Annotated in this window: 24 protein-coding genes; 4 read left to right on the top strand and 20 right to left on the bottom strand. The window is 63.1% G+C overall.

What is annotated here, in order from left to right; all coding sequences use genetic code 11:
• The first annotated feature begins 205 nt into the window (after positions 1-205).
• Positions 206-1,147: a tRNA glutamyl-Q(34) synthetase GluQRS gene (gluQRS, locus tag ACVDHE_RS03640; protein WP_458885627.1), complete on the top strand. Its 942-nt coding sequence runs from the start codon at positions 206-208 to the stop codon at positions 1,145-1,147.
• Positions 1,148-1,197: 50 nt separating this feature from the next.
• On the opposite strand, the gene ACVDHE_RS03635 is transcribed toward gluQRS, so the two are convergent.
• From ACVDHE_RS03635 to acpP, 12 genes are all read right to left on the bottom strand, one after another.
• Positions 1,198-1,659: a MarR family winged helix-turn-helix transcriptional regulator gene (locus tag ACVDHE_RS03635; protein ID WP_458885626.1), complete on the bottom strand. Its 462-nt coding sequence runs from the start codon at positions 1,657-1,659 to the stop codon at positions 1,198-1,200.
• Between the two features lie 37 nt (positions 1,660-1,696).
• Complete coding sequence (fabZ, locus tag ACVDHE_RS03630; RefSeq protein WP_213039689.1) at positions 1,697-2,128, bottom strand: 3-hydroxyacyl-ACP dehydratase FabZ; 432 nt, start codon at positions 2,126-2,128, stop codon at positions 1,697-1,699.
• A gap of 2 nt (positions 2,129-2,130) precedes the next feature.
• The gene (fabF, locus tag ACVDHE_RS03625) at positions 2,131-3,372 is read right to left on the bottom strand and encodes a beta-ketoacyl-ACP synthase II (protein ID WP_458885625.1); all 1,242 of its coding nucleotides are present in this window, start codon (positions 3,370-3,372) and stop codon (positions 2,131-2,133) included.
• A gap of 289 nt (positions 3,373-3,661) precedes the next feature.
• Positions 3,662-4,405 carry a 3-oxoacyl-[acyl-carrier-protein] reductase gene (gene fabG / locus ACVDHE_RS03620; protein WP_458885624.1) on the bottom strand — a complete coding sequence of 248 codons (744 nt, stop codon included), beginning with the start codon at positions 4,403-4,405 and terminating at the stop codon, positions 3,662-3,664.
• Positions 4,406-5,353, bottom strand: coding sequence for an ACP S-malonyltransferase (fabD, locus tag ACVDHE_RS03615; RefSeq protein WP_458885623.1), 948 nt, complete (start codon positions 5,351-5,353; stop codon positions 4,406-4,408). It lies immediately after the preceding gene.
• Positions 5,353-6,297: a DUF561 domain-containing protein gene (locus ACVDHE_RS03610; RefSeq protein WP_418726047.1), complete on the bottom strand. Its 945-nt coding sequence runs from the start codon at positions 6,295-6,297 to the stop codon at positions 5,353-5,355. The genes fabD and ACVDHE_RS03610 overlap by 1 nt, the downstream gene beginning before the upstream one ends.
• A gap of 12 nt (positions 6,298-6,309) precedes the next feature.
• The gene (locus ACVDHE_RS03605; protein WP_458885622.1) at positions 6,310-7,260 is read right to left on the bottom strand and encodes a beta-ketoacyl-ACP synthase III; all 951 of its coding nucleotides are present in this window, start codon (positions 7,258-7,260) and stop codon (positions 6,310-6,312) included.
• Positions 7,257-8,075 carry an acetyl-CoA carboxylase carboxyltransferase subunit alpha gene (locus ACVDHE_RS03600; RefSeq protein WP_418726045.1) on the bottom strand — a complete coding sequence of 273 codons (819 nt, stop codon included), beginning with the start codon at positions 8,073-8,075 and terminating at the stop codon, positions 7,257-7,259. Before ACVDHE_RS03600 ends, ACVDHE_RS03605 begins: the two co-directional genes overlap by 4 nt.
• Complete coding sequence (gene accD / locus ACVDHE_RS03595) at positions 8,072-8,926, bottom strand: acetyl-CoA carboxylase, carboxyltransferase subunit beta (RefSeq protein WP_458885621.1); 855 nt, start codon at positions 8,924-8,926, stop codon at positions 8,072-8,074. The genes ACVDHE_RS03600 and accD overlap by 4 nt, the downstream gene beginning before the upstream one ends.
• Entirely contained in the window at positions 8,923-10,314 is a 1,392-nt protein-coding gene (gene accC / locus ACVDHE_RS03590) for an acetyl-CoA carboxylase biotin carboxylase subunit (RefSeq protein WP_458885620.1), read from the bottom strand. The genes accD and accC overlap by 4 nt, the downstream gene beginning before the upstream one ends.
• On the bottom strand, positions 10,308-10,775 hold the full coding sequence (gene accB / locus ACVDHE_RS03585) for an acetyl-CoA carboxylase biotin carboxyl carrier protein (protein WP_458885619.1): 468 nt from the start codon (positions 10,773-10,775) through the stop codon (positions 10,308-10,310). The genes accC and accB overlap by 7 nt, the downstream gene beginning before the upstream one ends.
• Positions 10,776-10,816: 41 nt before the next feature.
• Complete coding sequence (acpP, locus tag ACVDHE_RS03580; RefSeq protein WP_213039679.1) at positions 10,817-11,047, bottom strand: acyl carrier protein; 231 nt, start codon at positions 11,045-11,047, stop codon at positions 10,817-10,819.
• A 306-nt stretch (positions 11,048-11,353) separates the two neighbouring features.
• Here acpP and trkA point away from each other — a divergent pair, with 306 nt between their 5' ends.
• Both trkA and ACVDHE_RS03570 read left to right on the top strand, forming a co-directional pair.
• Positions 11,354-12,715 carry a Trk system potassium transporter TrkA gene (trkA, locus tag ACVDHE_RS03575; RefSeq protein WP_213039678.1) on the top strand — a complete coding sequence of 454 codons (1,362 nt, stop codon included), beginning with the start codon at positions 11,354-11,356 and terminating at the stop codon, positions 12,713-12,715.
• A gap of 21 nt (positions 12,716-12,736) precedes the next feature.
• Positions 12,737-14,212, top strand: coding sequence for a TrkH family potassium uptake protein (locus ACVDHE_RS03570; protein WP_458885618.1), 1,476 nt, complete (start codon positions 12,737-12,739; stop codon positions 14,210-14,212).
• Between the two features lie 130 nt (positions 14,213-14,342).
• Here the strand turns inward: ACVDHE_RS03570 and ACVDHE_RS03565 are convergent, their stop codons facing one another.
• The 5 genes from ACVDHE_RS03565 to ACVDHE_RS03545 all read right to left on the bottom strand — a co-directional run bounded on the left by ACVDHE_RS03565 (position 14,343) and on the right by ACVDHE_RS03545 (position 19,070).
• On the bottom strand, positions 14,343-15,242 hold the full coding sequence (locus ACVDHE_RS03565; RefSeq protein ID WP_458885617.1) for a fumarylacetoacetate hydrolase family protein: 900 nt from the start codon (positions 15,240-15,242) through the stop codon (positions 14,343-14,345).
• Between the two features lie 37 nt (positions 15,243-15,279).
• The gene (locus ACVDHE_RS03560) at positions 15,280-16,500 is read right to left on the bottom strand and encodes a LeuA family protein (protein WP_458885616.1); all 1,221 of its coding nucleotides are present in this window, start codon (positions 16,498-16,500) and stop codon (positions 15,280-15,282) included.
• A gap of 84 nt (positions 16,501-16,584) precedes the next feature.
• A complete protein-coding gene (locus tag ACVDHE_RS03555) occupies positions 16,585-17,745 on the bottom strand; it encodes a UxaA family hydrolase (RefSeq protein ID WP_458885615.1) in 1,161 nt (386 codons plus the stop codon).
• Between the two features lie 20 nt (positions 17,746-17,765).
• Positions 17,766-18,065 carry a UxaA family hydrolase gene (locus ACVDHE_RS03550; protein ID WP_458885614.1) on the bottom strand — a complete coding sequence of 100 codons (300 nt, stop codon included), beginning with the start codon at positions 18,063-18,065 and terminating at the stop codon, positions 17,766-17,768.
• Positions 18,066-18,095: 30 nt separating this feature from the next.
• Positions 18,096-19,070, bottom strand: coding sequence for a 2-keto-3-deoxygluconate permease (locus ACVDHE_RS03545; protein WP_458885613.1), 975 nt, complete (start codon positions 19,068-19,070; stop codon positions 18,096-18,098).
• A gap of 452 nt (positions 19,071-19,522) precedes the next feature.
• Between ACVDHE_RS03545 and ACVDHE_RS03540 the strand changes: the two genes are divergently transcribed.
• On the top strand, positions 19,523-21,316 hold the full coding sequence (locus tag ACVDHE_RS03540) for a PrpR N-terminal domain-containing protein (RefSeq protein WP_458885612.1): 1,794 nt from the start codon (positions 19,523-19,525) through the stop codon (positions 21,314-21,316).
• A 264-nt stretch (positions 21,317-21,580) separates the two neighbouring features.
• Here ACVDHE_RS03540 and ACVDHE_RS03535 read toward each other — a convergent pair whose 3' ends face one another.
• The 3 genes from ACVDHE_RS03535 to ACVDHE_RS03525 are packed head-to-tail and all read right to left on the bottom strand — an operon-like array spanning position 21,581 to position 24,933.
• On the bottom strand, positions 21,581-23,083 hold the full coding sequence (locus ACVDHE_RS03535) for an ATP-binding protein (protein WP_458885611.1): 1,503 nt from the start codon (positions 23,081-23,083) through the stop codon (positions 21,581-21,583).
• A gap of 40 nt (positions 23,084-23,123) precedes the next feature.
• Positions 23,124-24,017 carry a hypothetical protein gene (locus tag ACVDHE_RS03530; protein ID WP_458885610.1) on the bottom strand — a complete coding sequence of 298 codons (894 nt, stop codon included), beginning with the start codon at positions 24,015-24,017 and terminating at the stop codon, positions 23,124-23,126.
• Between the two features lie 16 nt (positions 24,018-24,033).
• On the bottom strand, positions 24,034-24,933 hold the full coding sequence (locus ACVDHE_RS03525) for a hypothetical protein (protein WP_458885609.1): 900 nt from the start codon (positions 24,931-24,933) through the stop codon (positions 24,034-24,036).
• Between the last annotated feature and the right edge of the window lie 2 nt (positions 24,934-24,935).

The raw sequence follows: 24,935 nt of genomic DNA, 5'->3' as shown, positions 1-24,935 counted from the left end.
CGGCCCAGGGAAAAGGACGTCCGCTGGTAGCAATTTCTCGGGGAAAAAGTGCTACCAACAGAAATGTGCGGAAAAACGCCTTAGAGCCGCAAGGGTTTCCGGCGGTGGCGCTGGTAGCAGTTTTGGTAGCAGGGGCCTTTTGACAGGGGTTGTCGGGAACAAAAAAGGAGGATATAATGGGAAAAATGCAAGAGGAGGTTCATCCATGACGTGCCTGGGAAGATTTGCGCCGTCACCCAGCGGGCGCATCCATTTGGGAAATATCCTGTGCTGCCTGTTGGCGTGGCTCAGCGCCCGGCAGAAGGACGGACGGGTCCTGCTGCGGATCGAGGATCTGGACACCGCCCGCTGCCCACAGCGCTATGCCCGGCAGATGGAGGCGGACCTCCGGTGGCTGGGCCTGGACTGGGACGTGGGGCCCGGAGCGGAGGGACCGGACGGACCCTATTACCAGAGCGAGCGGACGGCGGTCTATGAGGCGGCGCTGGAAACGCTGGAGAAGATGGGGCTGGTGTATCCCTGCTTTTGCACCCGGGCGGAACTCCATGCCGCCAGCGCGCCCCACAGGAGTGACGGCCAGACGGTCTATCCCGGCACCTGCCGCGATCTCACGGCCGCCGAGGCCGCGGAGCGGGCCAAAAAACGGGCCCCGGCCCTGCGACTGCGGGTGCCGGCGGAGGAGATCGCTTTCCGGGACGGACACATGGGCCCGCAGCGGCAGCGGCTGGATACGGAGTGCGGAGACTTCCTGCTGCGGCGGTCCGACGGGCTGTTTGCCTATCAGCTGGCGGTGGTGGTGGACGACGCCGCCATGGGCGTCACAGAGGTGGTCCGGGGAGCGGATCTGCTGGACTCCACGCCCCGGCAGCTGCTGCTGTACCGGCTGCTGGGACTGCGGGCGCCGGAGTTTTACCACTTCCCCCTGCTGCTGGCCCCGGACGGGCGGCGGCTGAGCAAACGGGACGCAGACGCGGGGCTGGATGTGCTGCGGGAGCGGGCGGCGCCGGAGGAGATCCTGGGCAAGCTGGCGTATCTGGCCGGGTTCAATCCCTCCGCCGCGCCGAAGAGCACCTGGGCGCTGCTGGCGGACTTCGACTGGGACAAGGTGCCGAGGGAGGATGTCCGCATCCCGGAGGGACTGTTTTGAGTCAAAAAGCGGAGACGCGCCAAAAGACGCGTCTCCGCTTTACAAAGTGCCTATTTGCCCGAAGCTGCGATCTCCGGGATGTCCACCTCCGGCATCAGTTCCCGACTGATGATGGTCAGCATCTCTTCCAGCTTGGCGCAGTCCGCCGGGGGAAAGCGGCGGGAGATGCGGTCCATGACCTCCAGCATGTAGGCGGGGCTGATGTCGTAATAGTCCACGTATTTTTGGGTGACCCGCAGGTGGTACTCCCGGCGGTCCTCCGGGGACTGGATCTTCTCAATGTAGCCCTTTTTCACCAGGCTGTTGACCTTGTAGGCCGCATTGGGCGGCGAGATCCGCATGAAGGTGGCGAACTCGTTGACCGTGGGGGTCCCGAGGGCCTGGATGCTCTCCATGCAGAAGGTCTCCACTGTTGTGAGGCTGGCCTCCCGGCTCTGGAAGCGCTGGAAGATCTCCTGATAAAAATGCAGTTTGAATTTGGTATACACATTAAAAAAGGCGTATTTCAGCATAACGCGCCCTCTCCCATGGCGTTTGATTGCGGGAGCCTTACTCCGCGCTGATGGCAAAGGTCAGCTCCGCCGTGCAGGCCACCTGACCGTTGACCACGGCCTTGCACTCGCCGATGCCCACAGGGCCCCGGCGCTTAGTCAGTACGCACTCCATCTCCAGCACGTCGCCGGGCACTACCTTGCGGCGGAAGCGGGCGTTTTTCACGCCGCCGAACAGGGCGATCTTGCCCTTGTTTTCCGGCAGAGACAGGATGGCCACGCCGCCCACCTGTGCCATGGCCTCCAGGATCAGCACGCCGGGCATGACGTGGAACTGGGGGAAATGGCCGCAGAAAAAGGGCTCGTTGACGGTGACGCACTTGATGCCCTTGGCCCACTGGCCGGGCTCGTAGTCGGTGATCTTGTCCACCAGGGCAAAGGGGTAGCGGTGGGGCAGGATCTCCGCGATCTGATTGGAATTGAGCTCCATGGTCACGCCTCCCACTTCTTCAGCAGAATGCTGCCGTTGTGGCCGCCGAAGCCCAGGGAGTTGGACAGGGCATAGCGGATGGCCTGCTCACGGCCGGTGTTGGGCACCACGTCCAGGTCGCACTCGGGATCGGGCACGGCATAGTGGATGGTGGCGGGGATGAAGCCGTCGTGCAGGGCCATGGCGGAGATCACCGCCTCCACGGCGCCGGCGGCGCCCAGCATATGGCCGGTCATGGACTTGGTGGAGCTGATGGCAAGCTCGTGGGCGTGGGGACCGAACACGGCCTTGACGGCGGCGGTCTCACCGGCGTCGTTCAAGTGGGTGGAGGTGCCGTGGGCGTTGATGTAGTCCACGTCCTGCGGCTGAACACCGGCGTCGGCAATGGCGATGGCCATGGCCTTGGCGCCGCCGGAGCCGTCGGCTCTGGGGGCGGTCATGTGATAGGCGTCGCAGGTGGCGCCGTAGCCCACGAACTCCGCGTAGATCTTGGCGCCCCGCTTTTTGGCGTGCTCCAGCTCCTCCAGCAGGAGGATGGCCGCGCCCTCGCCCAGGACGAAGCCGCTGCGCTCGGCGTCAAAGGGAATGGAGGCCCGGTTGGGATCCGTGGCCTGGCTCAGGGCCTTCATGGAGGTGAAGCCGCCGATGGCCAGAGGGGTCACGGTGGCCTCGGTGCCGCCGCAGAGCATCACGTCGGCGTAGCCGTCCCGGATGTAGTGGAAGGCGTCGCCCACGGCGTTGGTGCCGCCGGTGCAGGCGGTCACCGGGCAGGAGCACATGCCCCGAAAGCCCGTGTGAATGGCGATCTGGCCGGCGGCCATGTTGCAGATGGCGGTGGGGATGTAGAAGGGAGAGACCCGGTCCCAGCCCTTCTCCGCGCCCTTGTCATGCTCGGCCTCGGTGATGCTGAGGCCGCCGATGCCGCTGGAGACGATGACGCCGCAGCGGTCCTCCTCGCCCTCGGCCAGGGTGAAGGCGGCGTCGGCCATGGCCTCCTTGGCGGCCACCACGGCGAACTGGGTGAAGCGGCCCATGCGCTTGGCCTCGGGCTTGGGCAGATAGTTTTCCGGCACGAAGTCCTTGACCTCGGCGGCCAGCTTGACCTTCATGTCCGTGGTGTCGAACTGGGTGATGGGCCCGATGCCGCACTGACCCGCCCGCACGGCCTGCCAGGTGTCGGCCACGGTGAGGCCCAGGGGCGTGACGGCGCCCATACCGGTAATGACGACTCTGCGTCGTTCCATAGTGTACCTCCGAAATAGAATTGAAGTGACAGGTAACTGCCCCGCGTTCCTCTAAAAGGGAAAGGGGGCTGGGGGAAAACCGTAGGTTTTCCCAGTTGACTTGCCTCCGGCAAATCAAGGATTTTTAATGATTTTCGCCGCGACCGGTCATTCCGCGGGAATTCACTTCCCGCGGAATTCCTCTGCCCGCCGCAGCGACACGCCCGCCGTGCGGGCGTGAGGGGGCTCAGCGGAGCCGGACTTTGTCCGGCGGAGCGTCTAAGGGGGACGCAGTCCCCCCTTGGACAGGTTACATCGCCATGCCCCCGTCCACCGCGATCACCTGACCGGTGATGTAGGCGGCGCCGTCGCTGGCCAGGAAGGCCACGGCCTTGGCGATGTCCTCGGGCGCGCCCAGGCGCTGCATGGGGATGGAGGCCAGGGTGGCGGTCTTGGCGGCCTCGGGCATGGCGGCGGTCATGTCGGTGTCGATGAAGCCGGGGGCCACGGCGTTGACGGTGACGCCCCGGGAGGCCAGCTCCTTGGCCAGGGACTTGGTCATGCCGATGACGCCGGCCTTGCTGGCGGCGTAGTTGACCTGACCGGCGTTGCCCCGGAGGCCCACCACGCTGCTGAGGTTCACGATGCGGCCGTAACGCTGCTTCATCATGGTCCGGGCCACGGCCTTCATGCACAGGAAGGTGCCCCGGAGGTTGGCGCTGATGACGGAGTCAAAGTCCGCCTCCTTCATCATCATGAGGAGGCCGTCCCGGGTGATGCCGGCGTTGTTGACCAGGATGTCGATGCGGCCGAAGGCCTTCACGGCCTCGTCCATCAGGGCCTTGACCTGCTCGCCGTCGGCCACGTCGCACTTGACGGCCAGGGCCTTGGCGCCCAGGGCCTCGCAGGCGGAGACGGTCTCAGCGGCGGCGGCTTCATTGCCGGCGTAGCACAGCACCACGTTGGCGCCGCCCTTGGCCAGCTCCAGGCACACAGCCCGGCCGATGCCGCGGCTGCCGCCGGTGACCACCGCGGTCTTACCGGTAAAATCCATTTATGCGTCCTCCTTTTTCATCAGGCCCTCCAGGGTCTGGGGCAGGGCCTCCACGTCGGCGGCCGTCTCCACGGCCACCACCGGCACCTCCGGTGCGGTCTTTTTCACAAAGCCGCTGAGGGCCTTGCCGGGGCCGATCTCCACGATGGCGTCCACGCCCATGGCGGCCATGGAGCGGATGGAGTCCTCCATATAGACGCTGCTCTGGACCTGCCGGACCAGCAGCTCGGGGATGGTGACGGTGTCGTCCTTTACGGTGCCCAGGCAGTTGAAGATCACGGGGATCCGGGGCTGGGCGAAGGAGACGGTTTCAAAATACGCCTTCAGGGCGTCCCCGGCGGGAGCCATGAGGGGGGTGTGGAAGGGACCGCTGACCTTCAGGGGCAGGCACCTGCGGGCACCCTTCTCCTTGGCGAGGGCGGCGGCCTTCTCCACGGCGGCCTTCTCGCCGCCGATGACCAGCTGGCCGGGGCAGTTGTAGTTGCAGATCACCACGCAGCCAAGGTCCGAGGCGGCGTCGCAGGCATCCTGCAGCGGCGCCCGGTCCAGGTTCAGCACGGCCATCATGGCACTCTCCCGCCCGGCGGCGGCCTCCTCCATGGCCTTGCCGCGGAAGGCCACCAGCTTCACAGCGGTGGCAGCGTCAAAGACGCCGGCGGCGTGGAGGGCGGAGTACTCGCCAAGGGACAAGCCCGCCGCCACAGACGGCACGATGCCCTTCTCCCGCAGTACGGCGGTGAGACCGGCGGCGAAGGCCACCATGCAGGGCTGGGTGTAGCGGGTCTGGTTGATAAGGCCCTGGCTGTCTGTAAAGGAGACCTCCTTGAGGTCGAAATCCACCTCGGCGCTGTCGTAGACGGCGCGGAAGGCGGGGTACTGCTCATAGAGGTCCGCGCCCATGCCGGCGTGCTGGCTGCCCTGACCGGCGAATAAAAAACCCAGTTTCATCACTCTGCGCTCCATTCCGCCGCGGTGGACTTCAGCACCGCCTGGCCGCCCTCATACAGTTCCCGGAAGATCTGGGCCACGGGCTTGATCTCGTGGAGCATGCCGGCCACCTGGCCGCTCATGACGCTGCCCATCTCCACGTCGCCCTCCAGCACGGCGCGCCGGAGGCCGCCCAGGGTCACCTTCTCCAGCTCCTCCAGGGAGGCGCCCTTCTTCTCCAGGGCCAGGTACTCCCTGGCCATCTTGTTCTTCAAAATCCGCACGGGACCGCCGATGGAACGGCCGGTGACCACGGTGTCGGAGTCCTTGGCCTTCAAAATGGCCTGCTTGTAGTTTTCGTGGATGGGGCACTCCTCGCTTGCCAGCAGGCAGGTGCCCACCTGGATGCCGCAGGCGCCCAGGGCGAAGGCCGCGGCGGCCTGACGGCCGTCGGCGATGCCGCCGGCAGCCACCACGGGCACGCTGACGGCGTCGATCACCTGGGGCACCAGGGCCATGGTGGTCATCTCGCCCACATGGCCGCCGGACTCGGTGCCCTCGGCGATGATGGCGTCCACGCCGTAGCGCTCCAGCCGCTTGGCCAGCACCGCGGCGGCCACTACGGGCATGACCTTGATCCCGGCCTCTTTCCAGGCGGGGATGTACTTGCCGGGGTTGCCGGCGCCGGTGGTGACCACCTTTACGCCCTCCTCCAGGATGATGCGGGCGATGTCGTCGGCGTAGGGGCTCATCAGCATCAGGTTCACACCGAAGGGCTTGTCCGTCAGCTCCTTGGCCCGGCGGATCTCCTTGCGGAGGCGGTCGCCGTCCCAGCCGCCGGTGGCGATCATGCCCAGAGCGCCGGCGTTGGAGCAGGCGGCGGCGAACTCGCCGGTGGCGATGTTGGCCATGCCGCCCTGGATGAAGGGGAGCTCGGTCCCCAGGATCTCATTGAGCTTTTTCATAGTCCTCACTCCTTATGCAAACTCCACCAGGGCGCCGCCCCAGGTGAGGCCGCCGCCGAAGCCCACCACCAGGACCCGGGAGCCGGGACCGACCTTGCCCTGCTCGTGGAGCTCGCTGATGACCAGGGGGATGCTGGCGGCGGAGGTGTTGCCGTATTCGTTGATGTTCTTGTAGTACTTCTCCTGGGGGATGCGGTATTTCCGCACGGCCAGGTCGATGATCCGGGCGTTGGCCTGGTGGAACACGAAGAAGTCCACGTCGTCCACGGTCTTGCCGGTGCGGGCAAGGACCTGGTCGATGCAGTAGGGCACCGCCTCCACAGCGAACTTAAAGACCTTGGTGCCCTCCATGTAGACCAGGCTGGGCACGCCTTTCTCCACGCCGGGGACCCGCAGCATCTCGTCGGTGCCGTGGCAGCCCAGGAAGGCGTGGATGGACTCGTAGGCGGGACTGCACTCCACTACCACCGCGCCGGCGCCGTCGCCGAAGAGGATGCAGGTGCCGCGGTCGGCCCAGTTGGTGATGCGGCTGAGGTTCTCGGCGCCGATCACCAGGCCGAACTTGCGCTCGGAGGCGCCTAGCAGGCACTCCATGGTGTGCAGGGCGTAGAGGAAGCCGGTGCAGGCGGCGTTGAGGTCAAAGCAGACCGTGTCGTGGGGCAGGCCCAGCTCCCGCTGCACCCGGCAGGCGGCGGAGGGCACCTGGGTGTCCGCCGTCAGGGTAGCCACCACGCAGGCGCCGATCTGGTCGGGAGTGACGCCGGCATTTTCCAAAGCCCGGCGGGCGGCCAGGACCGTCATGTCGGTGATGGTCTCGCCCTCCGCCAGGTGGTGGCGGTGGCTGATGCCGGTGCGGGTGGTAATCCACTCGTCGCTGGTCTCCACGATCTTGGCCATGTCGGCGTTGGTGACCACCTTGCTGGGGACGCCGCGGCCGGTGCCCCTGATTTTGATTCCGTTCATAGGTCCTCCTTGGGAGCCGCCGCTCCCATCTTTCTGAATTTCTGGTACCGCTGGGAAGCTAAGGCAGCCCCGCTCTCCCGGGACAGCTCTATCAGGCTCCGCATCAGGAAACGGTCCACCTGGCGGAAGGTGATGGCCGGGGACAGATGGGCGCCGCCCTCCGGCTCCGGGATGATATCGTCGATGACGCCCAAAGCCTTGAGGTCCGTGGCCGTCAGCTTCATCAGGTCGCAGGCCTCGGCGTGCCGGGCCGCGTCCTTCCAGAGAATGGAGGCGAAGCCCTCGGGGGAGAGGATGGCGTAGACGGCGTTTTCCAGCATCAGCACCCGGTTTCCGACGCCCAGCGCCAGTGCGCCGCCGCTGTTGCCCTCGCCGGTGATGACGGCCACCACCGGAACAGTCAGGCGGCTCATCTCGTAGAGGTTCCGGGCAATGGCCTCGCCCTGCCCCCGGGCCTCGGCCTCCAGGCCGGGATAGGCGCCGGAGGTGTCGATGAAGGTGATGATGGGGCGGCGGAACTTCTCCGCCTGGCGCATCAGCCGCAGGGCCTTGCGGTAGCCCTCGGGGTTGGGCATACCGAAGTTGCACTGGAGGTTTTCCTCCAGGGTCTTGCCCTTGCGGGTGCCGATGACGGTGACCGGGCGGCCGTGGAACAGCGCCACGCCGCCCAGAATGGCGGCGTCCTCGCCGCAGAGGCGGTCGCCCCTGCACTCAAAGAAATCGGTGAAGAGGGCGCCGATATAATCGCTGATGTTGGGCCGCTGGGGGTGACGGGCAATGGCCACCCGCTCGGCGGCGGTCAAGGCGGCGTTCATGAGCGCTCCCCCTTTCCGTGCAGGCGCAGCAGCCGGATCAGGGTCTCGCGCATCTGGTCCCGGGGGACCACGGCGTCCACGAAGCCGTGCTCCATCTGGAATTCCGCGCGCTGGAAGCCCTCCGGCAGCGTCTGGCCGATGGTCTGCTGAATGACCCGGGGGCCGGCAAAGCCGATCAGGGCCCCGGGCTCCGCCAGAATGATGTCGCCCAGGGAGGCGAAGCTGGCGGTGACCCCGCCGGTGGTGGGGTCGGTCAGAACGGAGATATAGAGCAGGCCCTTCTCGGAGAACCGGGCCAGGGCCGCGCTGGTCTTGGCCATCTGCATCAGGGAGAGGATGCCCTCCTGCATCCGGGCACCGCCGCTGGCGGCGAACAGGATCAGTGGCAGACGGTTCCGGGCGGCGTATTCGATGGCCAGGGTGATCTTCTCACCCACGGCGGCGCTCATGGAGCCCATGAAAAAGCGGCTGTCCAGCACGCCCACCACGCACCTGCTGCCGCCGATGGTGCCGGCGGCGGTGACCACGGCCTCGTTCAGGCCGGTCTTGTGCTGGGCGGCGGAGAGCTTGGCCCGGTAGCCGGGAAAGGACAGGGGATCCCCCGCGGGATACCGGGGGAAGAGCTCCTTGAAGGAGCCGGGGTCCAGGATGGTGCTGAGACGGTAGTAGGCGCCGATGGGGAAGTGATAGCCGCACTTGGGGCACACCGACAGGTTCCCGGCCACGGTCTTGCGGTCGCTGTCCTGCCCGCACTTGGGGCAGGTGACCGCCTTTTCACCGGGAATATGGTTGCCCCGGATGGCCTTCATGGCCAGAAGGCGCGCCCGGCGCTTGGCAAAAACGCTGTTCATGCCTTACCCTCGCTTTCGTCCAGCTTGCGGTTGAAGTCCAGCAGCGACCGCAGGTTTTCATCCAGGAAGGCCGTGGTGCAGGCACCCAGGATGAATTCCGGATGGTATAGGATCTGATAGCTCAGCTCCGCGTTGGTGGGGAAGCCCTCCAGGGTGAACTCTTCCAGACAGCGGCGCATCCGGCGGATGGCGCCCATCCGGGTGTCCCCCTGGGCAAGGATCTTGGCGGCCATGGAGTCGTAGTAGGGGGAGAGCTCGCAGCCGCTGTACAGGCAGGAGTCCACCCGGACGCCGGGGCCGCCGGGGAAGTGGAGGAAGTCCACCTTGCCCGGGCAGGGGCGGAAGTTCTGGGAGGGATCCTCGGCGTTGATGCGGCACTCGATGGCGTGGCCGGTCAGGCGGATGTCCTCCTGCCGCAGCCGCAGGGGCAGCCCCGCGGCGATCCGCAGCTGCTGGCGCACCAGGTCCACGCCGGTCACCAGCTCCGTGACGCCGTGCTCCACCTGGATGCGGGTGTTCATCTCCATAAAATAGAAGTGCTCCATGTCCGGATCCAGCAGGAATTCCACCGTGCCGGCGTTCTCATAGCCCACGGCCTTCGCCGCCTTCACGGCGGCCTCGCCCATCTTCTCCCGCAGCGCGGGCGTCAGGCACCAGGCCGGCGCCTCCTCGATGAGCTTCTGGTTCCGGCGTTGGACGGAGCAGTCCCGGTCGCCCAGGTGGATCACATGGCCGAACTTGTCGGCCAGCACCTGGAACTCGATGTGCCGGGGCCGCAGCACCAGCTTCTCCAGATACATTTCGTCGTTGCCGAAGCAGGCCTGGGCCTCGGCCTTGGCCTCTGCGTAGGCGGCGGCAAGGTCCTCGGGCCGGTCGCAGCGGCGGATGCCCCGCCCGCCGCCGCCGGCGCTGGCCTTCAGCAGCACCGGATAGCCCACGGTCTCGGCGGCGGCCAGCGCGTCCTCCACAGAGGCCACGGGCCCGTCGGAGCCGGGGGTCACCGGCACGCCGGCAGCGCGCATCAATTCCCGGGCGGCGGATTTGGAGCCGGCCTTGCGGATGGCGTCCCCGGAGGGGCCGATGAAGATCAGTCCCTCTGCGGCGCAGCGTTCAGCAAAGTCGGCGTTCTCAGACAAAAAGCCATAGCCGGGGTGGACGGCGTCGCAGCCGGTGGCCTTGGCCACGGTCAGCAGAGCCGTCTGGTTGAGGTAGCTGTCGGCGGCCTTGGCCGGGCCGATGCATACGGCCTGGCCTGCCAGCTGGACGTGGAGCGCCTCCGCGTCCGCCTGGGAGTACACGGCCACCGTCTCGATGCCCAGCTCCCGGCAGGCCCGCAGCACCCGCAGGGCGATCTCGCCCCGGTTGGCGATCAATACCCGCTTTAGCATGGCTTGTAACGGATCAGAGGCTCCCCGAAGGACACCAGCGCACCGCTGTCCTTGAGGATCTCCTCGATGACGCAGTCACAGGGGGCGGGGACCTCGCTCATCATCTTCATGGCCTCGATGAGGCAGACGGTCTGGCCCTTCTTCACCCGGTCGCCCACTGCCACGAAGGGCGCCTGATCCGGCGCCGGAGCGGCATAGAAGGTGCCCACCAGGGGAGCGGTGACGGCGCTCATCTCCTCCTGCGCGGGAGCGGCGGGAGCCGCCGGAGCGGGGGCCGCGGGCGCGGCATAAACAGGCGCCGCAGGAGCGGCGAAAACGGGAGCCGCCGGAGCGGGGGCCGCCCGGCACAGCTCTATGGAAAAGCCCTCTCGGGACAGCTTCAGGCTCTGGAGCGCGCTGCGCTCGAAGCGGTCCATCAGGTCATAGATCTCTTCGTTGGTCATGATGGTTCCTTTCTTCACGGAAAGCAGCCCGCCGGAGGGATCCCCCGGCGGGCGAAGAATTACTCCTTATGGCTGCTCAGATAGGTGAGAATGTCGTTCACAGTCTTGAGGTTGGCGACGTCGGCGTCGTCAATGTGGATGCCGGTGGCCTCCTCCAGAGCCATCACCAGCTCCACGGAAGCCAGGGAATCAGCGCCCAGATCGTCGGCCAGAGAGGCCTCCGGAGTCACCTGCTCAGCGTCGCAGCCCAGGGTTTCAACAATAATATCGCGTACTTTCTCGAATTCCATGATTGTGGTTCTCCTTATGTCGACAAAATATGAAAATTATTTTAATTAAAATTCTTTAACTAAAATAACAGGGCTATTGTATGTGAAGGCGGGCCGTTTGTCAAGCAAAATTTGGAACAACCCGAAAAAAAGGCGGGAGCTCTGTTGGCGGCGGCAGCAGGGCGTTATTATTTCGACAAGTATCGAAAAAACTATTTCTTTTTCCAGGAAGTTTCGCTATAATGCATCGTAAGCCCATTGTGGGCCTCCGCCGCAGCAAAACTGCTGCGGCTGGAAGTGTGATCGATAGAGGATGGGGACAAAGACATGAAAATCGTCATCGTGGGCATCGGGAAGGTTGGCCTGGCGCTGACCAAGCAGCTGTCGGTGGACAACAAGGTCACCGTGGTGGACGAAGATGACCAGTTGGTGGAGAATATTATTAATGTATACGACGTCATGGGGGTATGCGGCAACGGCGCCAGCTACCAGGTGCAGCAGGAGGCGGACGTGGCTCATGCCAATCTGCTGATTGCCACCACCTCCAGCGACGAAATCAACATTCTGGCCTGCCTTGTGGCCAAGAAGCTGGGCGTGCACCACACCATTGCCCGCATCCGCAATCCGGAGTATGAAAAGCAGCTGCGCTTCATGCGCACGGAGCTGGGCCTCTCCATGGCCATCAACCCGGAGAAGGCCACTGCCCGTGAGATCGCCCGTGTGCTCCGCTTCCCAGCCGCCATGAAGCTGGAGTCCTTTTCCAAGGGTCGGCTGGAGCTGGTGGAGTACCGCCTGACGGAGCACAGCAAGCTGGACGGAGTGCGTCTTTCGGACCTGTACCGCAGCCTCAAGGTCCGGGTTCTGATCTGCGCCGTGGCCCGAAAGGAGGAGACCATCATCCCCTCCGGCGACTTCCAGCTGCGCACCGGCGACAAGATCTACCTCACCTCTTCTCCCAGCGAGCTGGAGCAGTTTTTCCGGCACCTGGGGGTGTTCCGGGCCAGGGCCAATTCCGTCATCGTCGTGGGCGCCAGCAAGATCTGCTATTATCTGGCTTCCGAACTGATCGAGATGGGAATGGATGTGAAGATCATCGACCGGGACGAGCAGCGCTGTATCCGTATGGGGGAGCTGCTGCCAAAGGCTCTGGTGATCGTGGGCGACGGCGCCGACAGTGAGCTGCTTCACGAGGAGGGGATCGAGCAGGCCGATGCCTTTGTGGCCATCACCGGCATCGACGAGGCCAACATCCTCATGGCCATGAGTGCCGCCAAGCAGACCAGCGGCTGCAAGGTAGTGGCCAAGATCAACCGCAAGTCCCTGGTGGACCTGGTGTCCGCCGAGAGTATGATCGACAGTGTGGTCTCCGCCGGCTCCGTCACCACGGAGCTGATCCTCCAGTATGTCAAGGCCATGGAAAACGCCTCCGGCACCCAGCTCAAAACCCTGCACCGGATTGTGGAGGGCAAGGTGGAGGCCATGGAGTTCAGCGTCACGGCGGAAGTGCCCTTTGTCAACATTCCGCTGAAGGATCTGAAGCTCAAGAGCGGATTGCTGCTGGCGGGCATCGTGCGGCAAAACGGCAAAATCGTCATTCCCTCCGGCGACGATGCGCTGCACCTGCACGACGATGTGATTGTCGTCACCACGGACACCCGGCTCCAGGATATCCGGGACATCCTGCAATAAGGCGGGAAAGGCGGGCATATCTTGAACTATCGAATGATTTGTTTCGTCATCAGCCGGATCTTGCTGATGGAGGCGGCGCTGCTGGCGCTGCCCATGGCGGTGGCCTTTTGGTACGGGGAGTCCGGGATCCCATACCTGATCCCCATGGCGCTGCTGATTTTGTGTGGGCTTCCTCTGGGACGCCGGCGGCCGGAGCGGGCCTCTCTGTACGCCCGGGACGGCCTGGCTGTGGTGGCGCTGGCCTGGATCGCGGTGTCTTTGTTCGGCGCAATGCCCTTTTATATCTCCGGGTCTATGGAGAGCTTTGTGGACTGCATCTTTGAGACGGTCTCCGGCTTCACCACCACCGGCGCCAGCATTCTGCGGGAGGTGGAGAGCCTGAACCGGGGCATCCTCTTCTGGCGCAGCTTCACCCACTGGGTGGGCGGCATGGGCGTGCTGGTGTTCGTCATGGCCATTGTTCCCATGAGCGGGGACGGCCACGGCATGCACCTGCTGCGGGCGGAGGTGCCCGGCCCCTCGGTGGGCAAGCTGGTCAGCCGCATGAGCGACAGCGCCAAGATCCTCTACGGCATCTATCTGGTGATGACGGTGGCCGAGATCCTGCTGCTGCTGGCGGGCGGCATGCCGCTGTTCGATTCCTGCATCCACACCTTCGGCTCCGCCGGCACCGGCGGCTTCAGCAGCCGCAACCTCAGCGTGGGCGCCTACAACAACGCCTATTACGACATTGTCATCGGGATCTTCATGCTGCTCTTCGGCGTGAACTTCAATCTCTACTACTTCCTGCTCACCCGGAAATTCCGGGAGGTGTTCCGGTCGGAGGAGCTGCGGACATACCTGGCGGTGGTGGCGGTGTCGGTGGCGGCCATCACCTGCAACATCGTCCACATGTACGGGCTCGTGAGCACCAGCCTGCGCCACGCCTTCTTCCAGGTCTCCTCCATCATTACCACCACCGGCTATGCCACGGTGGATTTCAACACCTGGCCCACCTTCTCCAAGGCGATTCTGGTGACGCTGATGTTTATTGGCGCCTGTGCCGGCTCTACCGGCGGCGGCATCAAGGTTGCCAGGCTGGTGATTCTGGTGCGCAGCTCTGCGGGAGAGATGCGGCGGATGCTGCACCCCAATGCAGTCACTACCACCCGCTTTGAGGGCAAGGTCCTGCCGGAGCGGAATACCCGGGGCGTGTATATCTTTCTCACCATGTACCTGCTGGTATTCACCGTTTCCTGCCTGCTGCTGTCTCTGGAGGAGTTCGACCTGGTGACCATCTTCACCGCCGTGGCCTCCTGCCTCAACAACATCGGCCCGGGGCTGGAGGTGGTGGGCCCCATGGGCAACTTCGCGGACTTCTCCCCCTTCTCCAAGCTGCTGCTGTCCTTTGACATGCTGGCGGGCCGGCTGGAGATCTTCCCCATGCTGCTGCTGTTCGCCCCCTCCATCTGGCGGCGGAAGCTGCCTGCCCGCCGTCAGAACTCTCAGGGGCTGTGACGGGGGAAGCACTTTCCGGTAAACAACAAACAGCATAAGAAGAGGCCGCCAAAAAGGCGGCCTCTTCTTATGCTGAATTTATTTTCTGAAAGAGGTTCCTGCATGGTTCGGCAAGCCGCAGGTAAGCGGCTCAACCGGCGGAGCCGGAGCGGATGGTGTTGGTGATACGGCCGATGCCGTCAATTTCGCAGGTGATCACGTCGCCCTCTTTTAGAAAACAGGGAGGCTCCATGCCCATCCCGACGCCCGCAGGCGTGCCGGTAATAATGATTGTAGCGGCGGGCAAGGTCATGCAGCGGGAGAGCTCGCTGACAATATGGCGGATATCGAAAAACACCTGATTGGTAATGCTGTCCTGGCGCAGTTCCCCGTTGACATAGCAGCGGATCGGCAGCGCAGGCGGGCAGGGGAACTGGTCGGCAGTGACGATAACCGGTCCCATGGCAAAGAAGGAGTCCAGGCTTTTCCCCAGAAAATTCTGCTTATGGCGATACTGTACATCCCGGGCGCTGACATCGTTGGCAACGCTGTATCCAAATAGGTACTCGTGGACATCTTCCGGAGAGACGTGAAGAGCATCCTTGCCTAAAATTACGGCTAATTCGCACTCGTAGTCCAGTTTGGTGACAAAATCCAGATGGCCGTCAATGGGTTCTCCGTCTCCCACGGCCCGGAGGACCTTCTTGTCAAAGTAGACTGCATAGGGCTGTTCGCCGTGGTAATCCACCTTCTGAAAGCGATAGGATTCCTCGGCGTGGCGCATGTAGTTTTCTCCCAGGCAGATCACGTTTCCAACCGGGTGCGGAATGGGCGCACAGGGCTGCGTATCCGACAGAGGGACTCCGCACGGGTGGCCCTGACGGGCGGTTTCCTCCAGGACCTTGCGCTTTTCCGGAGTAAAGCTCCGGATCAGATCATTCATGGAGGCGTCGGAAAACCCCAGTTCCTGAACGGGATATACCGTGCGCTCATCGGCGGAAAGCACGCAGACCTGCTCTGCTCCTTGTATGTTACAGGTGAGAAGTTTCATGTTCTTCAGCTCCTTTTACCAGAGGCGCTGCACTGTGTCAGCGGTATTTGGCTACCAACTGGTCAAAGTCCGCCTCGTCCAGCAGACCGTGCTTTTCATAGGCCCGGGCCTTGACATCGCTTACCAGGAGCCGCTTTTCCTCGGCGGTCAGGTCGATCTTCCGTGCGGCCAGCCAGCAGTCGATGGAAGAAATGCCGGAATGCTTGCCCAGCACCACCTGGCTGTCCGGGTGGCCGGTCAGGGAGGGCAGGTAGGAATTTGTAATCAAAGGATTGCTCTGGTGGGTTTTCGCATACCAGTCGGCTACGATGCCGGACTCGATATCAAAGACGGTATCGCCGGTAATGCCCCGGTTGCCCCGGATCTGCAGACCGGAGAAGCTGCGCAGCAGCTTGGACAGGGGATAGATCTGGCTGTAATCCAGCCCCAGATCCACGCCGTACAGCGTCAGCAGGGACAGGACCACGTCCTCATAAGGTGCGTTTCCGGCCCGCTCTCCCACGGCGCCGATGGTGGTGTGGGCCACATCGGCGCCGGCGGCCAGACCCATGATGGTATTGGCGGCACCCAGGCCGTAATCGTCGTGGAAATGCAGTTCCACCGGCTTGTTGGGGATGCGGGCCTTTACAGCGTGAACAAGATGCGGCACGGTGTGAGGAGCCAGAACGCCCATGGTGTCCACGATGGCCAGAGCGTCCATGTGGCCGTTGGCCGCCACGTGCTCCAGCAGGTCCAGAGACCAGTTCATGGAGGCGCGGGTCATGTCGATGGGGAAGAAAACCGTATACAGACCTGCTTCCTTGGCTGCAAGAGAGGCCTTGATCGACAGCTCCAGAGCCCGATCCATGGTCCAACCGTAGGCGCTGGTGATCATTTCCTCGTTGCAGGGGATTTCGATAACAACACCTTTGACTCCGCAGTCAGCGGCCCGCTTGACGTCGTCCACCATGCAGCGGGCAAATGCAAAGATCTCGCTTTTGATATCGCTTCGCTTGGCCAGATCCACGATTACCTGCCGGTCCTGCTCGGACACAGCCGGCATGCCGGCCTCGATGCGGTGGATTCCCATTTCCGACATTTTTTCTGCCAAAGCAATTTTCTGGTTGTAATCGAAAATCAGGCCCGCCTGCTGCTCGCCGTCCCGAAGCGTCACGTCATGGAGCTTGATATGATCTGAAAAGTTCAGCCCCTCGGTTACTTGGCTGGAAAAGTTCCAGCTGCTGGTAAACCATTTGTCGTTGCGCCATTTTTCGCTCATAAACAAATACCTCCCCTTAAAAAATCACACCCCACAAGGGGGTCGGAGCCCGGGCAGGACCCAGGCTCCGCGGCTTTCTGTATATCAGATGAAACGGCAGATGCGGTCAATGGCAATGTCGGAGAAGCCAAAGGCCTCTGCTTTTGTGGTTTTGCCGTTGCACACCTCCAGCAGTTCGTCCAGCATAGCGGCGCCGGCATCTTCGATGCTGATTTCGCCCTCAGTAACGCCGCTGACGTCGATATCCATGTTGTCGATCATGTTCTGGAATGTGGCGCGGTTGGCGGTGACTTTCAGAACGGGAGCGATGGCGTGGCCGGTGGGCGTGCCGCGTCCCGTGGTGAAAACGACCACCTGACAGCCGCCGGCCACCATGGCGGTGACGGAGGCGATGTCGTATCCCGGGGAGTCCATGACGATGGCGCCCTTTTTGGTGGGGCGCTCGCCCTCCATAACGACCTCCACGATGGGGCGGGTGCCGCCCTTGTAGATGCAGCCCAGGGATTTCTCTTCGATGGTGGAGAGACCGCCGTCCTTGTTGCCCGGCGTGGGCTGGCCGTGACGGCAGTCCTGCCCGGCAGCAGCAAGGTGCGCCTCGTAATCCCGGCAGATTTTGATGATCTGATCATGGATCTCCTTGGTGGCGCCCCGCCGGGCCAGAATGTGCTCGGCGCCCACGAATTCGATCGTCTCGGAGATCATGGTGGAGGCGCCGAGGTCCACAAGGCGGTCGCTGAGGTTGCCGACGGCGGGATTGGCGCCGAAGCCGCTGGTCGCGTCGCTGCCGCCGCACTCAATGCCCATCATCAGGCTGGAGATGTCGCAGGGCTCCCGCTTGACCAAAGAGGCGTCCGACACCATCTGCCGGGCAGAGCGGACGGCCTTTTCAATGGTCCGGATGGTGCCGCCCGCTTCCTGAATGCCGTAGGAGACGATGGGCTTGTTGGTGACCTTCTGGATGCTCTCCCGCAGCTTTTGGTGCGAGACATTCTCGCAGCCCAGGCCGATGACCACCACTCCGTAGACGTTGGGGTTGGCGGCAAAGCCGATCAGAATTTTCTGCGTCATCTCCTCGTTGCCCTTGACCTCTGCGCAGCCGGAGTTGTTGATCACGTTGATGGAGCCGTTTACCTGGGAGGCAACGACGCGGCAGGTCTCGCTGGCGCAGGCGCAGGTGGGCAGAATCAACACGTGATTGCGGATACCCACGGTGCCGTCAGGGCGCTTGTAACCCATAAAGTTCATAGTCAATTCTCCCTCTTTCCTTATTCGCTCAGCTCACTGGAGTAGTCGCGGGGCAGACTGTCAATGTTCAGGTGGGACACCCAGCTGCCCACGCCGATGTCCACCTGGGCGCCGCCGATGATTTCACCGTATTTGATTACGTGAGCGCCCTTGGCAATGGGGGCCACTGCGATTTTATGACAGGGAGGGATCTGCTCCGTGGTGGTGACAGAGCAGAGCTCCGAGCCCTTGAAGTAGTGGACGGTCTGCCCCGCGCTTGCCCCGTTGACAACCGTAACGACATTATCTTTTGGATTCAACATAATGGCTTCTGCTTTCATGGTGATTTCCCTCCGGTTTGAAAATTTATATCAGGCCTTCTCAGCGGCCTTCTTGGCGGCCCACTCAGCGGCGGTACCCCACTTTTTGGCTGCCCAGGAGGTCAGCAGGGGAACCAGGATGACCGTGACGATCACAGCGGCGGCGCACTGAGCAGTGGCGGACTCCACATAGGGCTCGAAAGCCGGGGCGGCCACAGCCACGGCGGCCGGCGTCGCCACGCAGTTGCCGGCTGCGGTAGCTACCGCGGCACCGGCGTAGCCAGGACGCTTGAGGATGAATTTGTCGGCCAGAATGCAGATCAGACCGGACCAGGCCACGCAGATCACGCCCAGCAGGATTCCGGACAGACCGCCCTTGACCAGGTTGGCCAGGCTGATGCCCGCGCCCAGGCAGAAAGCGAAGAAGGGGATCAGCACATTCAGACCGGGCTTGAGGAAATCGGCGATATCCTTGTCCAGATTGCCCAGGATCAGACCGGCCAGAATCGGGGCGATGGCACAGATCAGGCTCTGCAGAGGAATATCCGCCATGCCGGAGGCACCCACAGCCACCAGGGTCAGGAAGGGGCCGTCGTTGATGTTGAGGATCGCCTGGGCAGCGATGTCGGTATCATCACCGAAGGAACCCGCCAGGGACATGAACAGTCCGCCGTTGGAGTTGGTCACGGCGCTGATAATGGCCAGAGTAGACAGGCCCAGGACGCCGGCCATGCTGAAGATGGCACCCACAGCCCAGCCCAGTGCGGCGCCGGCCAGGAATTTAGCCAGCAGCAGAACGATGCCGCGCTTGAGAATTTCCCCGCCCTGGCGCAGCTGAATCTGTGCACCCACGCAGAAAAGGAACACGGCGATGGTGGTGTTCGCACCGCTGCTGGACCACAGGGCGGTAACATAGCCGCCGGCCTGCAGGACAGAGGGGCAGACCGTATTGATCACAACGCCCAGCAAAAGGGGGATCACCATCATGCCGCCGGGAACTTTTTGCACAGTTTTCGAAATTTTCATTGCAGTATCCTCCTAAAATTCAAACAACTGTATGGAAGCAGGACATATGCAGGGATCGGCAGAGCCAGATAGCGGACGGCTTGTCCGTGAGTGGCTGCATAAGTGAATTGATTTGAAACACATGTGCTTCGCAATCCGGATAGCACTAGTGGAATTTGCCTAAAAACAAGAATCAATATCAAAAACGAATTTGATTGTTTCAAAATAAGCTAATTTTCTTAACAAGATATATGCGCAAAGGATTTGCACAGAACATGTATCAATATGGAACAAAAATGAGTTAAGAAATGAAGAAAAGAGCGGTGATTTTTGGGAGACAGACAGAGAAGAACTAATAAAGATTTGAAATGAGACATATAAAACACGCTTTGAAAGGGAGAAAATAAAAAATATTTGAGAACACCACTTGCGGAATGTGATTCGTTTTGATACACTAAAAAAGAGGTGAGCGTGTGGACAAGATCAAGATACTGACCATTGCGCCGTATCAGGAATTGGAGTATCTGGTGCGGGATATCGCAAAGGATTTTGATAACATTGAGATGTATACGTTTACAGGCTATTACAAGAATGCGATCCAATTTGCCAAGGCGTTTCCGGACAAGGAATTTGACGTGATCATCTCCCGGGGCGGTACGGCGACTTTGGTGCGGTCCTTGAATGATACGCCGGTAGTGGAGGTGGAGGTTTCCACGCTGGATCTGCTGCGGGTAATCAAGCAGGCGGTCCAATGTTCTCCCAAGGCTGCCGTGGTCAGCTATCCCGATGTGACGGCTCGTGTGGAGATGCTGGCGCAGTTTTTGCGGCTGGATATCAAGACGTTTTCCTTTGAACTGCCCGAACAGATTGAGGAGACCGTCCGGCGCTGTGTGCGGGCGGGATATCAGCTGATCGTGGGTGGTGCAGCCACCCGGGAGTATACGGTGGCGGAAGGCGCACAGTTTATGCTGATTGCATCCAGCCGGGAGAGCGTGGAGGCCAGCATCCGGCGGGCAATTGAGCAATATCACCTTATGAACAGCGTCCAGGACAGAAACCGTCTTTATCAGAGCATCGTGGATAAGAGCGACGCCGCGCTGTTCCTTTTTTCGGGAGAGAAAAACGTGCAGTACATGAATGTGGCTGCCCGGCGGATGCTGAACAGCGTAGACCGGCTTGAACAGTTCCTTGCGCGGAATATTGATGTGCTGGAGAAGAATCAGCGGCTGCATTTGCTGAAAAAAATGAATAACGACGTCTATGAAGTCAACGGCAACGCCATCATGATCCGCCAGCAGCCTCATTATCTTTTTGAGCTGCATTTTCGGTCTGCGGGGTGCCGGGTAGCCTCTGTGGCCCAGATCGAAAACCCGGAGGAAATCCGACGCAGCCAACAGCTTTTGGGCTCCAGTGAGCTATACCTGCGCCCTCTGGCAAAGGCCATTCAAACGGCCGGTGAATCCATGCTGCCGGTACTGATCCAGGGGGAGGTGGGGACCTGCAAAGGCCTGGTGGCCCGGAAGATCCACGGACAGCAAGTCGGGGAGATCACCAGCCTGATTTGCCTGCGCTGCGGCGACCTGACGGAGAAAAACTGGAATCTCCTGCTGAACAACGCCGACTCGCCCATTCATGCCATGCATTATACGGTGTATCTCGACCACGTGGACGCTCTGACGCCGGAGCTTCAGCGGCAGGTGTCCGCCTATATCGAGGACAGTAAAATGACACGCCGGCACCGCCTGATCAGTTCCAGCTGCTGCGACCTGTCCGCCGAGGTGGCCAGGGGGCGATTTTCGAGCCGGCTCTATATGCAGCTGAGCGGCTTTACCATCAATGTGCCGTCCCTGGCCCAGCGCCGGGAGGATATTCCTGCGTTTGTTAACCGGATGCTTCCACAGCTCAACACCCTTTTGTCCAAGTCCGTGGTGGGAATGGAGCCGGATGCAATGGAGCTGATGACGCGCTTCGATTGGCCGCTGAATCTGGTTCAGCTGGAGAAGGTCCTGCGGCAGATCATGGCGGCGCCTGTCTCCTTTTACATTTCTGCTGAGGAGGTGCAGGCTGTTTTGAGCAACGAGGAGCGAAAAACGGCGGCGGCTTCCTTTGACTTGTCAGGCACGCTGGAGGACATCGAAAGGCGCATTATACAACAGGTCCTCAAAGAGGAGAATATGAATCAATCTGCCGCCGCAAAACGGCTGGGGATCGGACGCAGTACACTGTGGAGGAAGATCTCTGCCGGAGAAGGGCAGCGTTCAAATTAAGAGCGATGACAAGTAAAAGAGCCACCGGAGAGGGGATCCCTCTCCGGTGGCTTTTTGCGGTTGACCGCCGGAGCGACGAGGCCGGCGGTGTTGTGTGTGGAGCATTTTACCCAGAGCGGCGGTATGCCGGGGACTTTGCCGGCGGTATGCGGGCAAGCGGCAGCCAAAAGTGAATGAACGGGAAACCGGCGTCGCAGAAAGTGTCTTAAAACAGCTCCCGTGTGAAAGAGATTTCCTGCGGGGGCGACGGTCTGCTGCCGGGCGTCAGGGCAGCTCCAGCTGGTCCAGCTGGGAGAGGATCTCCCGCTGGCGCTCGTAGAACAGCAGCTCCTTGTTGTGGGCGAAGTAGGCCTCGCAGCCGTAGCGGCTGATGAACCGGGCGGCGCTGGGGTCCATGGTCAGCTCCGTCACCAGGATCAGCATTTCCTGGCCGTCTCCAAAGACCGCCTCGCAGAAGCCGAACAGGTGGGTCAGCTGGGCTCCGGCTGCCTCCGCCCGGCGCTTCATGTCCGCCACGGCGCCGTCAAAGTCCGCCTTGACGGCGGCAAAGGGATCGTCCGGGGCCTTTGCCGCCAGCTGCTTGTGTCTGCGCAGGGCCGCCATGGTCCGCTCCCGGGCCCGCTCCTGCTCCTGGGACAGGCTGCCGGCCCGGCGGGCGCTGTCCAGCAGGGACTGCTGGGCCGAGAGCTGGGCGTCCAGCAGGGCCAGGATGTCGGCGTCCGGCGACGCCATCCCCGCCTTCACGGCCCGCAGGGCCTCCAGCAGCAGGCGGAGGGCATCCTCCGTCTCCGCCACGGCACGCAGGGGGCGGACGGCCGCGTCCAGCAGCAGCCCCAGCAGGGACAGCCGCTCGTCGAACTTGGCGGCCTTGGCCCGCTTCTTCACGGCGGCGGGGGCCTTGCCGGCGAGGATCTTGTCCACCTGATAGTCACTGCGGTATTTGTTGAACAGGTCGTAATAGATGGCGAACTCCTTGGCGATGCGGGGGTTTTGCAGATACTGGCCCACCAGCTTCTCATCTACGAGCAGGCCGTTCTTCTCATACAGGTGCAGCATCTGGCTCAGATCGTCCCAGCCCCGGGCGGTGACGAACTGCTTGCCGCTGACGGTGGACTCCACCTTGTAGAAATCCCCCTTGCGGATCTCCAGGTAGGTCAGCACCGCCGGGTGGACGCCCTTTTGCAGGGCGAAGGACTTCCAGGCGTCGAAGTCCGGCTCCACGTCGATGCGCTTGAGCCGGTCCCAGGTGACGATGTCGAACTCCCGAACGGACTTGTTGTACTCCGGCGGATTGCCGGCGGTGACCACGATCCAGCCGTCGGGTACCCGGTGGCGGCCGAAGATCTTGTACTGCAGAAATTGCAGCATGGAGGGGGCCAGGGTCTCGGATACGCAGTTGATCTCGTCCAGGAACAAAATGCCCTCCCGCTTGCCGCTCTCCTCCATGGTCTCGTAGATGGCGGCGATGATCTCGCTCATGGTGTACTCGGAGACCTGGTACTCCTTGCCGTCAAAGACTTTTTTCTCGATGAAGGGCAGGCCCAGGGCGCTCTGGCGGGTGTGGTGGGTCATGGAGTAGGACACCAGGGCCACGTCCAGCTCCTGAGCGATCTGCTCCATGACGGCGGTCTTGCCGATGCCCGGCGGGCCCATCAGAAATACGGGGCGCTGCTTCTCCGGACGGACGGCATAGCGGCCGAACTCGTCCTTGGTGAAGTAGGCGGTCATGGCGTTTTTGATCTGTTCCTTGGCTTCTTGGATGTTCATATCCTGCATCCCGGCTTTCTGTGTAAGATGTTGGTTGATTTCAAAGGGAGAACTCCGCCTCCGGGTCGGCTGCGGCGCCCAGCTGCCGCCCCCGGTCCAGCAGGAGGGCGGCGGCCTCCGTCAGGCGGCGGGAGAGCAGCAGCTCCACCGCCTCCGGGCAGCCGGCGCGGTCCAGCACCCCCAGCTCCAGCAGGCGCTCCAGGCGGGCGTGGAGCTGGGGACTGTCCGTCAGGGGCAGCTTTTGGCGCAAAAAGGCGGCGTACCGGTCCATGCTGCGGAGGTGGCCGTAGGCGTGGTCACCCTGAAGGGCGTAGAAGTCCCGGTAGGAGAGGCCTTCCAGAACGGAGAGCCCGTAGAGCAGCCGCTCCAGGCCGGAGAAGCGGCGGTCGGGGGAGTAGAGGGCGGCGATATCCGCCTCGTAGTCCGCCGCTGCCGCGGTATAGCCCAGGCACAGGGCGTATTCCAGCTGCTTGAGCCGCCCGCCGCACAGGGCGCAGAGGCACACGTCCTGGCGGCCGTAGCCGGCGCTGCGCTCGATCACGTCCTCCATCAGCTCCAGCAGCCGCCCGTAGTCGTCCAGGGCAAAAAAGGGAACCATCCGGGGAGCGGAGAATACCATCAGCTCCGGTGGCAGCGGCGCGCCGGAGCGGAGGTCCATGGCGATCCGGGTGAGGAAGCGGGCGTCGTCCCCGGCACCGCCCGCCAGCCACGCCAGCAGCTCCCCCAGACCCAGCAGGTCCGCCCGGCCCTCGTAGCGCAGGGACCGCAGCCGGGGCAGGGCCCCCAGGCCGTAGAGGGCGGTCACATGGGCGGGGACGGTCAGCTCCTCCACGGCCTCCCAGCCGGGAGCGGGGGAAAGACGCACCGCCGCCTCCGGGGCGGTCACCTCCGCCCGGATGCCGTGGACCGCAAGAGGCGGGGAGATGGGGCGCATGGCGGGACCTCCTTGCTCACAGCGAGAATTCCGACTCCGGATCCGCGGCCGGGGCGGCGCCCAGGGACAGCAGGCAGGCGGTGGCGTCGGTCAGACGGGCCCGGGCCAGCAGCTCCGCCGCCGCGGACCGGACGGCGGGACCCAGCAGCCCCGCCGCCTCCAGGGAGATCAGCAGCAATCGCAGCTCCTCCGTATCCTCCAGGTGCAGCTGGCCGGAGAGAAAGTCCAGATAGGCCGTCCAATCGCGCATATGGTGGTAGCCGTGGGGACCGTCGGCGGTGTAGAAGGTCTCATAGGAGTTCCCCAGGCCCAGGGCCAGGGCGTAGAGCAGCTGCTGCCGGGGGGAGGGACGGGCTGCTCCATAACAGGCCGCCGTCTGGGCGGAGTAGGGCGGGTCCGCGGCGGCGCAGCCCATGGAAAAGGCGTACTCCAGGTGCTTGAGGGCCGCATAGCTGCGGCAGAGGATCACGTTCATCCGGGCGGAGTCCTGGCGGCCGTTGCTGCACGCCGCCAGATCGTCGATGGCCGCCAGCAGCCGCCCGTAGGCGGGCAGAGCCTGGGGCGGCCGCAGCCGGGGGGCGAAGATAGCCGTGAGGGTGCCGCTCATGGGCGGCGCCGCCAGCAGGTTGGTGGCCAGGCGGTGGAGGAGCACCTCGTCGTCCTCCGTGTCCCCGGCCAGCCAGGCGATGCCCTCCTCCAGGCCCAGCACGTCGCCGCCGCCCAGACACTCCACCGTCCGCAGGCCGCTCAGCCGCTCCAGGCCGGAGAAGCTGCGGATCCCCTCCGGGATCATCAGCGTCTCCACGCCGCCCAGGCCCGCGGCGTCCTCGGCCCGCAGACACACCACGGGGCCCGGGGCGGCCACCGTGGCCCTGGTCCCCTCGATCCGGAGGGGGCCCTGTTCCCTTGTCTCCATGG

The sequence above is a fragment of the Dysosmobacter sp. Phy genome (assembly GCF_054476235.1).
This window is presented reverse-complemented; position numbering and strand designations above follow the sequence as displayed.

Bases quoted from the DNA above. Each gene is read 5' to 3' on its own strand.
- gluQRS (WP_458885627.1), top strand. From the start codon at position 206: ATGACGTGCCTGGGAAGATTTGCGCCGTCACCCAGCGGGCGCATCCAT.
- ACVDHE_RS03635 (WP_458885626.1), bottom strand. From the start codon at position 1,659: ATGCTGAAATACGCCTTTTTTAATGTGTATACCAAATTCAAACTGCAT.
- fabZ (WP_213039689.1), bottom strand. From the start codon at position 2,128: ATGGAGCTCAATTCCAATCAGATCGCGGAGATCCTGCCCCACCGCTAC.
- fabF (WP_458885625.1), bottom strand. From the start codon at position 3,372: ATGGAACGACGCAGAGTCGTCATTACCGGTATGGGCGCCGTCACGCCC.
- fabG (WP_458885624.1), bottom strand. From the start codon at position 4,405: ATGGATTTTACCGGTAAGACCGCGGTGGTCACCGGCGGCAGCCGCGGC.
- fabD (WP_458885623.1), bottom strand. From the start codon at position 5,353: ATGAAACTGGGTTTTTTATTCGCCGGTCAGGGCAGCCAGCACGCCGGC.
- ACVDHE_RS03610 (WP_418726047.1), bottom strand. From the start codon at position 6,297: ATGAAAAAGCTCAATGAGATCCTGGGGACCGAGCTCCCCTTCATCCAG.
- ACVDHE_RS03605 (WP_458885622.1), bottom strand. From the start codon at position 7,260: ATGAACGGAATCAAAATCAGGGGCACCGGCCGCGGCGTCCCCAGCAAG.
- ACVDHE_RS03600 (WP_418726045.1), bottom strand. From the start codon at position 8,075: ATGAACGCCGCCTTGACCGCCGCCGAGCGGGTGGCCATTGCCCGTCAC.
- accD (WP_458885621.1), bottom strand. From the start codon at position 8,926: ATGAACAGCGTTTTTGCCAAGCGCCGGGCGCGCCTTCTGGCCATGAAG.
- accC (WP_458885620.1), bottom strand. From the start codon at position 10,314: ATGCTAAAGCGGGTATTGATCGCCAACCGGGGCGAGATCGCCCTGCGG.
- acpP (WP_213039679.1), bottom strand. From the start codon at position 11,047: ATGGAATTCGAGAAAGTACGCGATATTATTGTTGAAACCCTGGGCTGC.
- trkA (WP_213039678.1), top strand. From the start codon at position 11,354: ATGAAAATCGTCATCGTGGGCATCGGGAAGGTTGGCCTGGCGCTGACC.
- ACVDHE_RS03565 (WP_458885617.1), bottom strand. From the start codon at position 15,242: ATGAAACTTCTCACCTGTAACATACAAGGAGCAGAGCAGGTCTGCGTG.
- ACVDHE_RS03560 (WP_458885616.1), bottom strand. From the start codon at position 16,500: ATGAGCGAAAAATGGCGCAACGACAAATGGTTTACCAGCAGCTGGAAC.
- ACVDHE_RS03555 (WP_458885615.1), bottom strand. From the start codon at position 17,745: ATGAACTTTATGGGTTACAAGCGCCCTGACGGCACCGTGGGTATCCGC.
- ACVDHE_RS03550 (WP_458885614.1), bottom strand. From the start codon at position 18,065: ATGAAAGCAGAAGCCATTATGTTGAATCCAAAAGATAATGTCGTTACG.
- ACVDHE_RS03545 (WP_458885613.1), bottom strand. From the start codon at position 19,070: ATGAAAATTTCGAAAACTGTGCAAAAAGTTCCCGGCGGCATGATGGTG.
- ACVDHE_RS03535 (WP_458885611.1), bottom strand. From the start codon at position 23,083: ATGAACATCCAAGAAGCCAAGGAACAGATCAAAAACGCCATGACCGCC.
- ACVDHE_RS03530 (WP_458885610.1), bottom strand. From the start codon at position 24,017: ATGCGCCCCATCTCCCCGCCTCTTGCGGTCCACGGCATCCGGGCGGAG.
- ACVDHE_RS03525 (WP_458885609.1), bottom strand. From the start codon at position 24,933: ATGGAGACAAGGGAACAGGGCCCCCTCCGGATCGAGGGGACCAGGGCC.